The organism is Rhodococcus sp. YL-1 (genome assembly GCF_001942025.1).
Lineage (GTDB): Bacteria > Actinomycetota > Actinomycetes > Mycobacteriales > Mycobacteriaceae > Rhodococcus_F > Rhodococcus_F qingshengii.
Window position 1 is genome coordinate 314,043 of the sequence record NZ_CP017299.1, and the last position, 12,726, is coordinate 326,768.

15 protein-coding genes are annotated in these 12,726 nt (G+C 59.9%); 14 read left to right on the forward strand and 1 reads right to left on the reverse strand.

The genetic code is table 11. The features are described from left to right. Positions 1-8: 8 nt before the first annotated feature. Together BH682_RS01460 and BH682_RS01465 are read left to right on the forward strand one after the other, a co-directional pair. Positions 9-347: a hypothetical protein gene (locus tag BH682_RS01460; protein ID WP_075831832.1), complete on the forward strand. Its 339-nt coding sequence runs from the start codon at positions 9-11 to the stop codon at positions 345-347. After that, positions 344-2,512, forward strand: coding sequence for a hypothetical protein (locus BH682_RS01465; protein ID WP_190287624.1), 2,169 nt, complete (start codon positions 344-346; stop codon positions 2,510-2,512). Before BH682_RS01460 ends, BH682_RS01465 begins: the two co-directional genes overlap by 4 nt. A gap of 50 nt (positions 2,513-2,562) precedes the next feature. Here the strand turns inward: BH682_RS01465 and BH682_RS36600 are convergent, their stop codons facing one another. Next, on the reverse strand, positions 2,563-2,745 hold the full coding sequence (locus BH682_RS36600) for a hypothetical protein (RefSeq protein WP_154100278.1): 183 nt from the start codon (positions 2,743-2,745) through the stop codon (positions 2,563-2,565). 81 nt (positions 2,746-2,826) lie between these two features. Between BH682_RS36600 and BH682_RS01475 the strand changes: the two genes are divergently transcribed. The 12 genes from BH682_RS01475 (at position 2,827) to BH682_RS01530 (ending at position 12,708) form a co-directional block, all read left to right on the forward strand. After that, entirely contained in the window at positions 2,827-3,228 is a 402-nt protein-coding gene (locus BH682_RS01475; RefSeq protein ID WP_007731740.1) for a hypothetical protein, read from the forward strand. Positions 3,229-3,534: 306 nt separating this feature from the next. Continuing rightward, entirely contained in the window at positions 3,535-4,212 is a 678-nt protein-coding gene (locus BH682_RS01480) for an SMI1/KNR4 family protein (protein ID WP_054781775.1), read from the forward strand. Positions 4,213-4,598: 386 nt separating this feature from the next. Next, complete coding sequence (locus BH682_RS01485; protein ID WP_228401677.1) at positions 4,599-4,775, forward strand: hypothetical protein; 177 nt, start codon at positions 4,599-4,601, stop codon at positions 4,773-4,775. Between the two features lie 48 nt (positions 4,776-4,823). After that, positions 4,824-5,432: a hypothetical protein gene (locus tag BH682_RS01490; protein ID WP_223304699.1), complete on the forward strand. Its 609-nt coding sequence runs from the start codon at positions 4,824-4,826 to the stop codon at positions 5,430-5,432. A 1-nt stretch (position 5,433) separates the two neighbouring features. Further along, positions 5,434-5,622, forward strand: a complete 189-nt coding sequence (locus BH682_RS36605; RefSeq protein ID WP_007731733.1) for a hypothetical protein — start codon at positions 5,434-5,436, stop codon at positions 5,620-5,622. Positions 5,623-5,760: 138 nt separating this feature from the next. Continuing rightward, positions 5,761-6,534: a hypothetical protein gene (locus tag BH682_RS01495; protein WP_223304698.1), complete on the forward strand. Its 774-nt coding sequence runs from the start codon at positions 5,761-5,763 to the stop codon at positions 6,532-6,534. A gap of 533 nt (positions 6,535-7,067) precedes the next feature. Continuing rightward, a complete protein-coding gene (locus BH682_RS01505; RefSeq protein WP_332328460.1) occupies positions 7,068-7,763 on the forward strand; it encodes an Imm52 family immunity protein in 696 nt (231 codons plus the stop codon). A gap of 86 nt (positions 7,764-7,849) precedes the next feature. Further along, positions 7,850-8,545 (forward strand): Imm52 family immunity protein, encoded by a 696-nt coding sequence (locus tag BH682_RS01510; RefSeq protein ID WP_232354229.1) that lies wholly within the window; start codon positions 7,850-7,852, stop codon positions 8,543-8,545. 92 nt (positions 8,546-8,637) lie between these two features. Continuing rightward, positions 8,638-9,633, forward strand: a complete 996-nt coding sequence (locus BH682_RS01515; protein WP_075831836.1) for a squalene cyclase — start codon at positions 8,638-8,640, stop codon at positions 9,631-9,633. A gap of 568 nt (positions 9,634-10,201) precedes the next feature. Beyond that, positions 10,202-11,887: an ammonium transporter gene (amt, locus tag BH682_RS01520; protein WP_075831838.1), complete on the forward strand. Its 1,686-nt coding sequence runs from the start codon at positions 10,202-10,204 to the stop codon at positions 11,885-11,887. A 51-nt stretch (positions 11,888-11,938) separates the two neighbouring features. After that, positions 11,939-12,241, forward strand: coding sequence for an urease subunit gamma (locus BH682_RS01525; protein WP_007731718.1), 303 nt, complete (start codon positions 11,939-11,941; stop codon positions 12,239-12,241). A 29-nt stretch (positions 12,242-12,270) separates the two neighbouring features. Then, positions 12,271-12,708 (forward strand): urease subunit beta, encoded by a 438-nt coding sequence (locus BH682_RS01530; protein WP_003943812.1) that lies wholly within the window; start codon positions 12,271-12,273, stop codon positions 12,706-12,708. Positions 12,709-12,726 lie beyond the last annotated feature (18 nt).

Genomic DNA, 12,726 nt, shown 5'->3' on the forward strand with positions numbered 1-12,726 from the left:
TTCCAGCCATGCCCGTCAACAACGCCGAACGCCGCAGTGCCCAGTCGGAATCCACTGCCGTCGATAGTAAAGACGTTGCAGACGTTGATGACTGGGATCCGGACAGCGAACTCAGTCCACTTTCCAAGGCTGTGATCGCCACCGCAGTCGGACTGGGGTTGCTGATCGCGGCATTCGCGGTGATCGGGAAGCTCGCCGGCTGGGCGAACGACTACGGGACGATCCTGGTTTACCTGGCATTCTTCTTGTGGATGTCGATCTCCGGACGGTTGTTCTGGTGGGGCGCAGACAAACTCATCGCGCTACTCCGAACGAAGAAGAGTGACAATTGTGGTGCGCACCGGTGAAGTCCGGTAGACGACTTCGCCGGACTCTCGCGGGAGTGCTTGCCGCCGGGGCGCTGTTGACCGGAGCGGCCGGAGTGATCGGTGCGGGAATCGCACTCTCCGCCGCTCCGGCGAACGCGACGCCGGAAGAAGACTGCGCGGCGGTGCGGGCACGTGATCATCAGATCTACCTGAATCTCATTGCGTCGCTGCCACCTGGTGCACCCATCCCGCCAGAGATCATCAACCCGTGCCTGAGTGCGCCGTCCACGACGGCGACAGTTGCGCCGACGACCACGGTCGGGCTCCCCGGTGCGCAGGCTCCAGGCGGTGGCCCGAATGTCGGCGCGAATGCTCCGACGAACTTTCCCACCTACAACGGCACCCCCATCGTCCCTGTGCCGACGATCGAGGTTCCGCCCATTACTTCCGAGTCCCCGGCCTCGGAAACTGGTGTCGGTGCATTCCCCAATGCATCGGCATCAGCGGTTCCCTCACCCACACCCACCCCGGGTGAGGGAACCACCACCGATCGTGGTCCCGGACCGATCCCCGCGGATTCGGATTCGAATATCGCACCGGCCCAAACGGTTCCGGGCCCGGCAGCAGATGTTTCCACCGCCGGGGAGGACTCGGGCCGTGACCGGTATCTCGAACTGGTCCTCGTCGGGGCCGCGGCGTTCACCGCTGCGGGTATGAGAGTGAGGGGGCGGCCGGGACCGTTCAGTGCGCGTGTGAGCGCGCGTCCGTGGGAGTCGGTTCTCTCCCAGGTAGTCGGTACGGTCGCGAAACCGTTCATGCCGTATTTCGTCGGCGGTCAGGACGTCGTGGTCATCCCCGACCCAGGTGGCGGACAACGCACCATCTTCCTCATTCACGACGAAACCTCCTCGCATGAAGCTGAAATGGTGGTCGACCTACCACCCGGCGGACACATGAGCATCAACGACGACGGGTCCGTCGGTGTCTACGACGCGAACGGAGACTTGCAGGGCACCGTTGCCGCTGCGTGGGCGTACGACGTCAACGGCGATCCGGTTCCCACCTACTACGAGATCCGTGACGGCAAGCTCTACCAAGTCGTTATCCCGACCCCGGGCGTCATCTACCCGGTCACTGCTGACGGCCCCTACGGCGGCAGCGACCCGGTCACCGGACGAGACGTCACCGCTACACCCCTTCAAGGCGGCGGTGAGGTCGTCAACCAGTCCGGCGGACCGGTCATGGTCAACGTCCCGACAGACTCCCCCTACAACGACGTCGGCGGGATCGACCCACTGGGCAATCTCGACATGGATCCGCCGACGCAGCCGGCACCGACAACGCCTCTGCCGTTCGATATCGGATCGCCGACCGACTCGGGCACCGATACGAGCGAGCCTCCGTGGAACCCACTCGACAACCTCGACATGGACGCCCCGACGCAGCCGGCACCGACAACACCACTGCCGTTCGATATCGGATCGCCGACCGACTCGGGCACCGATACACCCGGGGGTACAGCGAGCGACCCTCCGTGGAACCCACTCGACAACCTCGACATGGAAACGCAGACGCAGCCAGATCCTCCAATGGAATTACCATTCGGGATCTTTGACTCTGATCCCAACAACGGTTTGATCGGCCCCGCGCAGAGGGCCGCGAACCAACGGGCGCTCGCCCATGGCGACGTACCTGCTGACTTCACTGGCAACGTCCCTCTGACCGCACAGCAACAACTTGACGACCTGCAATGGCAGGTGGATCAGATGCGAGACCGCGGCTATACAGATTCCGAGATCGCAACTGTCTTGAGTAAAGGCAGCACCGCGCTCGGTGGCCCCGCCTCGGGCTTGCAATCTGCGGGCGCCCTTGCGAACACCGGTGTGCATCATGCTGGTTCGCTCCCGAGCGCTGCGCAGGCCGCTCGGTCGGCGGCAGTGGGTACTGTTTTAAGCAGATTATCGGTGGCAGTTGAGGTTGCCTCGGGTGTCATCAAGTGGCGCGAAGGCGCGCCACGTGGCGAAACTGTGGGAAATTCCGGTGGCGCAATCGCATTGGGATGGGCAGGCGGCAAAGGTGGCGCCGCACTCGGCGGGTTTCTCGGCGGCCCGATAGGTGCCGCAGTCGGGGGCGGAATCGGTGCAATCGGAGGATCGCTACTCGGGGCATACTTGGGTACCCGGGCAGGCCGATCATTTGATTGAAGCCTTAGACAATGATCGATCGCTCCAAGAGAAGGGACTGAGACCGTGCATTACCTGCTGATCGCTGCCATTGCATTCTGCCTAGCCTCGGGGGTGCTGTCGGCGCTTGATGCCGCAGCAGGCAATCCGATGCGGGGCGCGATAACCTTGGCCGTTTCGTTGACGGCTGCGAGTGGGATGGTGTTCCTCGTGACTGACAATTCGACCACCCGGATCGGCGCTGTCGCGGGCACTGCGGCGGTCCTCGTTTTGCGTTTTCTCCCGAAGAGTTCCATATACCGACGACACACCGTTCCTCAAGCGGAACCGGCACCATGACCACCTTTTATGCGATTTGTGCGATTGCTGCAGGGGCTGTGGCGTTGATCGTATCTACGCCCTACGTGATGTACCGCAGTCATGCGAGAACGATCTACTGGAGTTCGTCGATCCTTACCATCGTTTTCGCTTGGCTCACCGCTCCACAGCGGTCGATTCTCGGACCTGTCCTCTTGTGCGGTTTCGCTGCTGTGTTCGTGGCGTGGTGGTGGACCCCCTTCCTCACGCGAAGGCATCCCACCGGATTCAACGATGTTTTCGGTGCTTGGCTGACACGGGCGCTCTACCGCGAGCAGAAGGATGCACCTCCGGTAAACAGGTACGACAAATTGCACTACAAAGACACTGACCGCCAAGCACGAGATACCGATTCTGACGGAAATCAGGTCAACACCTGAGCCGGCGCGTAGAGCGCTTTGTCCTTGATACCACCCTCGCGCGTACCCGAACAGCTTGTAGTGAGATGCCGTGGGAAACAGTACTTTCCACATGGCGGCGTACACCTGCCCGGTTTGCGCAAGCTGTACAGTAACCAGGATGATCGATGGCTCGAAGCTGCTCTTCGCGCAGCCCAATTCAGTAGCTGTCAGCGCCATCGCGAGCGGTAGTCCTCTTCCCCTAGTCCCTGCAGCTCATCCCATTTTTCGAGCATCCGCCTCGTCTGGATAGTTAATGATATCTAATATATTGAATGGAGTTCAGTAGTGGATCTGGTCAAGATTTCGCGGTGTGTCGACTCGCCCGTGCTTGCGGAGATTGACGACTTGACACCACTTGAACGTATGGCGCTTCCGAATTATTGGTTGGATGCACTAAATGGTGACGTTGCAGCTCGAATTTCTGGGATATTGGACCAATGGGACGTATTTGGGCGACCGATATTGGGCGACACTTACAGAAACATTAAAGATAATCTATCTGATGTGCGGTTGCTCAGGTCTGAAAATAGGTTCTTTCTTCTATATAAAATTAAAATGGCAGACGGGACCGATCTCTACTATTTGGGTACGCCACCGGTAGTGGATGGTGATGAACTTTCAGGGTATTGGAATAAATTCCCCTCCAGTCTAAAGAATTTCTATTCAAATTTGCACAACGGTTGGTACTATATTGCCGGTAAGACTGTCGGGCCACTGCCTCTTGAAGATATGTTTCGAATTGACAGCTTTGAATGGTCTATTCTGGACGGGCTGTCCCCTGAAGAGTACCCAGATCCGGCTCGTTGCATCGCGACATTCAGATCGGGCGGCGGCGGTTATCTTTGCTTGTACTTTGGTGAGGAATCGACAAGGGGTGTTGTGTGGTCATTGACGGAACCCCCTGAACTGGTCGATTACTCCACTTACCTTGATATCTGGACCAACGTCGGACTCGGTGCCTAGAGCCTGCGCCTTGGATAGCCAGACTGGAGACAGTCTAAGCAATTTGTGTGCGCTCTTGCCCCACGTGCCTCGGATCCAGTCTCCAAAGAGCAGATGATCAATTTGTCTGACCAAAAGGGATCTCGAGGTCATGATCGGTTTCGGGGGTACCTCACGCATCGACTCGTTTTCCTGCACCATTGCCGACGAATCGCTGATTGCGCTGGCGTTAAGGGTCGTACGGGGGCAGGCCGATATCTGGGCCTCTCGTGTCACCGTGCTCTACCACCGGACCGAATCATCGCCTCAGCGCAACGTACCCGGCGACGCGATCGTGGGCAGTTCGGGCTCGGTGGAGCATCGGCGACTACCGGCACCTTCAGAATCGGTCGAAAGGTGAGGTGGAGGTGGGATGGGAAACATACTTCCATTCAGGAGTTACGTTCGATCGCAGCAAACTCCCCCAATCTGCGGTGGTGGAGGAACTGCCCATTGGCACGTTGGTTCGGTTGGGGGACAAGCCAATGGAGGTCGCTGCCGCCGACATCGTGGCGGTGCGGGCGGCGATGGGTTACCCGGTGTAGCGCCAGAGCCTGTTCCAATTGGTCGATCGTCTTCGAACAGGAGTGACGTTGTCTGCCTTATCTTTACGTCGTGATCCGACCTCCGGGTTGACCTTGAAAGTCATGGCGCGAAAGGGACCGCCGGAAGCCGAATCGGTCACCGCGGCGCTGGCAGCGCGGTCACTGCAGTTCCTTCGAGAGCTTGACCCAGTCTTTGACGTCGACATGTACCGCGCCGTGAGGAATGACCTTCCCGACGGCGTTACGGTCGAGCAGGCTCTGGCATCGAATGGTGGACGGATCCTCACGCTTCAGGCAGAGGACTCCCTCGAGGCCGCAATGATCGAGAGCAGAAAGTCTCCTGATGCCGCAGGCGGGATTTACCCACTCTCATTCGGGCATCAACTCAGGTTGTTCACCGACAACGGAAACATCGAAATTCTCATCGGATTCGGGGGTACGGCAGGAGCAGGTTCCTTACTTTGCACCTTCATCTGGCCGTACCCAGGGGGCTTCGCCGATGAATCTCTGATCTCACTGTCATTGAAACTCGTCCAGGGCATGGCCGATATCTGGGACGCTCCCACGGCCGTGCTCTACCGGGATGCGGAGCTCACACCTCAGTACAACGTGCCCGGCGACGCAACGGTGGGCACGTTGCACCTACTTCGGCCCTGAGATGCCGATCAACGAAACGCAGATCCCACCCACTGTCGAAGCTTTTCCGTACAAGAAAGGAACGATCGTCATCCAGCGTGATCCACGCGCCCCGTTGGTTGCCGACGGAAGCCGAAGCATCCGTGCAGCAGTCGGCCTGCTGACCGAACGACCGGAGGTTCGCCTACCGAAAGGCTCGCGCCGGCTGTGACACCAGAAGTTACGGCCAAGCTCACGTCCGCAGGTGATGGTGTTCTTAAGAACAAGCTGCTCAGATAATGGAGGATGCGTTCGACGAGGTCATCGGGATGGAGAACATCAACATCATCGTATTTGGAGGGGAGTGAAAGTGCCTACGTCATCACTGCGCCGCAATCCTACGGCGGGCTTGACAGTGAAGGTCATTCCACGAAAGGGTTCGCCTGAAAGCGAGGCCGTCACGGCCGCGCTCGTTGCACGTTCGCTACGATTGCTTCGCGACATCGATCCTGTCTTCGACGTCGACTTGTACCAAACAGTAGGCGATGCACTCCCCGACGGCGCCGGAGTCGAGCAGGCCTTGGCGTCGAATCTCCGTCAGATCCTTGTACCTCCGACGGAAAAATCGATCGAAGCCGCATTGATCGAGCGCAGACGATCCCCCGATGCCACCGGCGGTATGTATCCCCTCTCATTGGGACGACATATGACCCTGTATTCACCCGCTGGAGACGTCAAAGTCGTTGTCAGTTTCGGGGGCACCTCAGGGTCCGGCGCATTCGCATGTGCCTTTGCCGACGAATCACTGATTTCGCTGGCATTGAAGCTCGTACAGGGACTAGCCGACATCTGGGACTCGCGTGTCACCGTGCTCTACCGCCGAACCGAATCATCGCCTCAGTTCAACGTACCGGGTGACGCGATCGTGGGCAGTTGCACCTACTTCGGTCCTGAGTTGCCGATCAAGGAAACGCAGCTCCCGCCCAGCGTGGAGGCGTTTCCCTACCAGGACGGCACAATCGTCATCCAGAAGAATCTGTCCACGCCGTTAACCGTCGAGGACATCCGAAGCATCCGCGCAGCAGCAGGACTGCCGACCGAACGACCGGAGATTCCTCTACCCAAAGGTTTCAGACGGCTGTGAGCCCTACGTTGGGCGCACTCGGGGCTGCCTGCAGGTAGGGATGGCGCGGACCGACCAGCCTGCCCGCAATTACCGCGCCGCGATCCCGATCCGGCTACGCACCAGCTGATCGACGCTCCGGGTGGAGTGCCACCGCGCGGCATACCCGCCATCGACGGCACAGTTCAACCTGCCGAGCATGATCAACCCTCTGTTCCGTCCGTGAATGAAACCTGCACGCCCGGATCCCGCGATTCCGGAACCCTCGCAACCCACTTTCCCGGCGTTCCCGATCGTGGCGAGTGGGAATCATTCTCGCCCGGTGGGATTGGCGATCCGGGGTCGAACCCGAGACCCGAGAACTCCACCCCGGAGGCTCCCTCGCCAGGTCGTGCCGAGGAACCGAGTGTGCCGACTCTGCCTGATGTCGGTCAGGTGCCGGTGAATCCGGATGCTCCCGGCGCTCCGCAGCAACCCGGACCACAACTGTTCAATGACAATGATTTGCCGAGAACGACTATGACGATCGCAGAGTGGCTGGAAAGGAAAGGTCGATGAATTCGGATCGTGGCGCGACAGTGATCGGGTATTGGGGCCCTCGGACGCAACCGGTAGAAGACATTGCAGCGGAGGTGTTCTCGTTTCTTCATAGTCTGAGGAACATTGATCCAGCACTTGGACAAGCTTGGGTGTTTTCGCCCGAGACTGCCTTCGAGTCGACCGATCTAAGCGTGGAAGGCCTAGCGAAAATCTTCCGGGCAGCGAAGGATGTCGAAGGGCAATCCGTTGCTGCCTTCGACCTTGGCTACATCGTGAGTTTGTTGCACCCGGACAGATATCAGTTCTTGAGAATCCAATTCTCTCTCGGCCGGAATGTTCCGAGGGTTCCGAATCTCGTCAACGTCACCCTCCCCCCGGAGAAACAAGCAATCGGGGAGGCGTCGCAGTTGCTGACTGCACGCGTCGGGGACGCGATCATGAAAGCGATCATCGAGCATTGGTCGCCGGAGTCTGCGCGGTGGGGGACGCGGGAGTACCGCAATGCGCAGGGAAATGAGGTCAGCGAAATCGAAGTCGGTTGGGAGACATACATCCAGTCCGGGATCGATCTTGATCACAGCAAACTGCCCGTCGTCGCCGTACTGGAGGAACTCCCCAACGGAACGCTGATTCGGTTGGGCGAGAAACCGTTAGACGTCAACTTCGACGACATCCTGGCCGTGCGGGAAGCACTGGGTTACCCGGTCTAAGACGCCGCGTGACCGCCGACCCTTGCTCATGTCGCGACACGTAGTCGGACGGAGACTATTACGCAGTGGTTGGAAAGGACGGGGCGATGAGCATAGTCGGGCGATGGCCGACCGTGATCGGATATTGGGGCACGCGGGTGCAGTCGAGTCAGGAAGTGGCGCAGACGATGCGGGCCTTCCTCGACGATCTGGAAGAGATCGACCCGGAGTTGGCGTTGCCGTGGGTGTACACCAAAAAACTGGACAAAGGCCCCGCAGATCTCAGTGTGGACGGGTTGGTGCGAATCTTCGAGCATTCCCGCTCGAAGGAGATGGGGTATTCGGACACCCCGGGACCGGGGTACAGCATCGGTTTGTCGCCCGAGGACGGGACCGCGCGGCGGATTATCGCCGGGGTCGGCGGCTTAGAAACCAGCGCCCCCAACAGTGTCCGGGTGTCGTTGCCGACGGAGAAGCAGCTCACCGACAGTACCCGGCGGTTGCTCGACCCGGATATCGGAGACGCGATCGTGAGAGTGATCGTCAAGCATTGGGATCCGGATCGGGCTCGGTGGAGCATCGGCGACTACCGGCACCTTCAGAATCGGTCGAAAGGTGAGGTGGAGGTGGGATGGGAAACATACTTCCATTCAGGAGTTACGTTCGATCGCAGCAAACTCCCCCAATCTGCGGTGGTGGAGGAACTGCCCACTGGCACGTTGATTCGGTTGGGGGACAAGCCTATGCAGGTCGCTGCCGCCGACATCGTGGCGGTGCGGGCGGCGTTGGGTTATCCGGTGTAGGCCACGCAACGGGTCCGGAGTTCACCATTGCATCAGACGTCGAGAAATGTGTTAACCGGATGACCTGCTTCGCCTTTCGATAGTATTGCCAGATGGCACCCCGAGCCGACTTGCTCGCGTGGCTCCTCGATTCGGATCCGGCGATTCGGTGGCAGGTGGAGCGCGACCTGCTGAACGAAGCGCCCACTGTGTGGGCGGCGACGCGCGCGTCGATCGCTACCAAAGGATTTGGTGCACGCCTGCCTTCATTGCAGGATCGAGACGGCAAATGGGCGGGTGGGGCGTTCTTCCCGGCAGAATTCGACTTCGTGGGACCCGAAGCAGCAGAAGAAGGTTCGCAACCCTGGACGGCAACTACTTGGACGCTCAACTCCTTGCGTGAGTGGGGCCTCGACGCCAGTGTTCTGCGGGAGCGTCGTACTGCAGAACTGCTCGCGGAGAACTGTCGCTGGGAGTACGAGGGCCGGCCGTACTGGGACGGTGAGGTCGATTGCTGCATCAACGCCTGGACGGTGGCAAACGGTGTGTGGCTCGGCATGCCCGTTGATGAACTGGCTGATTGGTTTGTGCGGCATCAACTTCCGGATGGTGGGTGGAACTGTGAGTGGATCGAAGGTTCGACCCGATCGTCGTTCCATTCGACGCTCAATTCACTCAAAGGGCTTCTCGCGTACGAGATCGCGACCGGGGGAACAATTGAGACGCGCGCGGCTCGACGATCCGGTGAGGAATTCTTGCTGCAGCGCGGTCTGTTCCGGAGACTCTCGACCGGGGAACCGGTGGGGGACTGGATCGGCCGGTTCGCGTACCCGTTCCGGTGGCGTTACAACGTGCTCAACGCAGCCGACTACTTCCGCGAAGCGTCGTTGTCGGATGGAAATGAGCCTGATCCGCGAATGGCGGACGCGATCGAGATGATCCGGGCCGCTCGAGCCTCGGATGGGACGTGGCTCCAGGCCGGTCGCCAACCGGGGCGGGTGTGGTTCGAGGTCGACACAAAGGCGGGGGAGCCGTCGAGGTGGCTGACTTTATCCGGCATCCGAGTGCTCGCCTGGTGGGATCAATCCTCCCCTCTAGGTTCTGCATAACAAAAGAGTCACAGCGAAATTCATTCAACCTTAAAGGTTATCGAAAGGTGATCTTCGACCTTCCAGTCGAAATATCCAGTACAGATGAAGAACATATTAACGACAGGATTGCCCTCAGTGCGGTGAAGGTTAATCATCTGAACAGGTGAGAAGATGTTCGGTGAAATTACCTACCCGATTGGATAGGCGGGTCACCGACGTTGGTAATCGCATAAGGTGCTCGCGATTGTCTTGGTTAGGGAGCTAAGTCCCGAGCTGGAAACGGCATTTCTGCTCCGAAAGTGGCGCTCACCTGCGGCTACGTTCCCCATTTTGCAGGACTTAAACCACTTTCGGCGAGATTTAGTCTCGCAATTGTAGGTTGTGGAGCGTCCGCAATGTTTAGGCAAAGTCCCATCTTTTCCCAGAACAATGCTCTACTAAACGTGAAAACCGGATGTTCCCCCGATTTTGCTGAGAAGGTGCAACTATGGGGCGTAGCGTAACTGTCGCAGCGAACCGGAACATCGCGAATTGCTGCTCTAACCAATGACTTTGTTCAGGTCCGAATAATGCTCGGAGGTCGTCGATGTCGATGGAAATGGTGTTAGCCGAAGCAGTGATAGACAGTGGGGACACGGCGTGGGTGCTGATCTCCGCGGGTCTGGTTCTCTTCATGGTTCCCGGACTCGCCTTCTTCTACGCCGGTCTGGTGCGTGGTAGCAGTGCGCTCGTCATGTTGCAGCAGAACCTCGTCCCACTCGGACTCGTCTCGATTACCTGGGTCGTGTTCGGATACAGCTTCGCGTTCAGTGGAGACTGGGGTTCCGGCTTCCTCGGTGACCTCAAATTGTTCGGCTTGCAGGACATACACACAGCCGCCGCCCCGGGCTTCCACCTGATCGAAGGTGCAGTCGCGGTACCGACTCTGGCGTTCGTGGTCTATCAGATGATGTTCGCGATCATCACGCCCGCGCTGATCACCGGTGCGACCGCAAACCGGCTCAAGCCCTTGGGCTGGGCCGTTCTGCTCGTGCTGTGGTCGATCATCGTCTACCCCCCGATTGCGCACTGGCTCTTCAATCCCGAAGGCTGGTTGGCGCTCCGCGGAGCTCAGGACTGGGCCGGCGGAATTGTCGTCCACGCATCCGCCGGCGCCGCCGCCCTGGCAATCTTGCTGGTGGTCGGTAAACGTCCGGGATGGCCCAACGCCGAGGCAGTCCCGCACTCGGTGCCTCTGGCGTTGATCGGCGCAGGCATCCTGTGGTTCGGCTGGTTCGGATTCAACGCAGGCGACGGATTGGCCGCCGATGGTGTTGCGGCACAAGCCTTGATGAACACTCACATCGCCGCAGCGGGCGGTATGGTCGTCTGGCTCGTCATCGAAAGGTACACCGAGGGCAAGGCCACGGCGATCGGCGGAATCACCGGCGCGGTAGCCGGTCTCGCGACCGTCACCCCTTGCGCCGGCTTCGTCAGCACCTTCTCCGCGTTGGCGATCGGCGCGCTTGCCGGACTGGTCTGCCACTTCGCGCTCGCGCTCAAGTCGATCTTCAAGTTCGACGACGCGCTCGACGTCATCGCGGTCCACTTCATCGGCGGCATCCTCGGTTCACTCCTTCTCGGTTTGTTCGGCGAAAAAGCCATCAATTCGATCGGCCGCGACGGACTCTTCTTCGGCGGCGGGGCAGGACTACTCGGCGAGCAGGCGCTGGCGTTGATCGTCGTCATCGCTTTCTCGTTCGTGGTGACCTGGCTGATCGCCACGGGCATCGAGAAGACCATCGGTCTCAAGCTGGCCCCGAAAGACCAGGTGGACATCGACCGTCGTCAGCAAGGCATGGACGCATACCGCTACAACGCCGCATTCGTGGGCGCGGGTGGTGCGCCGCAGACCAGCGGGTTCGACTCGGGGGTCCTGGTCGAGGGGGCAAAACTTGTTCCGAACCTCGGCGCCCCGAAGCACGAACTCATCACCGCGGTATTGCAGACCATCGAGTCCGAGAAGCTACGGGAGGCGCTGCTGGCTGCCGGAGCGGAGTCGATAGTCGTATCGGAAGCGCATGTCTCCGCGAGTGACTCGGCCTCGCTCAAGTTCCGCGGACAACGCAACGACGTCGTGTTCACCGAGCGGTTGCGTGTCGAGGTGCTGGTCGCCTCGGAACATGCCCAGGCAGTTCTGGACGCGATCAACGAGTACTCGGGCGGCAGGAGGAGCGGTTTCGTCCAGCAAGCGGCCGAACCTCTCACCGAAGCGACGGAACAGGGGAGCTGACATGTATTCGACGACAGGGAGTTACCGCATGATCGACAAGGAGCGTTCAGAATGCATCTGACACCGCGAGAACTCGACAAGCTGACAATCCTCATGTTGGCGGATGTCGCACTGAGGCGAAAGGCAAAGGGGCTCAAACTCAATCACCCGGAGTCCGTCGCAGTTATCACTGCAGCCGCCCTGGAGGGAGCTCGGGAGGGCAAGACTCTCGAGGAGGTCATGGCCGACGCATCGCACGCCTTGACGGTCGACGACGTGATGGACGGTGTGGCGGAGATGATTCCACGTGTGCAGGTCGAGGCGGTGTTCCTCGACGGTAGCCGGCTCGTCACCGTGCACTCTCCGATCCAGTAGCCCGACCGAGATGTCAGGAGCACTCCAAGATGGCAAGCAAATCGACGAAGAAGGATTCCGGCGGCGAGAAGAAAGTACCGGTCGGCGGATACGTGTTGCGGGACGAGCCGATCGAACTCAACGAGGGCCGTCCACGTTTGAAGTTGCGAGTCCGAAACACCGGTGACCGTCCCATCCAGGTGGGTTCGCACTACCACTTCATGGAAGTCAATCGCGCGTTGTCCTTCGATCGTGAACAGTCCTTCGGCTGGCGCCTCGACATTCCCGCGGGCACGGCGGTCAGGTTCGAGCCGGGCGACGAGAAGGAAGTGACGTTGGTGCCGTTCGGCGGCAAGCAACGAGTGCAAGGCTTCAACGGACTTGTCGACGGTTGGGCGCCGACCCACGCCGCCTACCGGCCGAGGCTCCCCGGAGCCGTCCAGCGTGCCGAAGAACTCGGCTTCCTGTCCGAACCTCAAACCGACTGATTCTCGTTCACGGCGGAC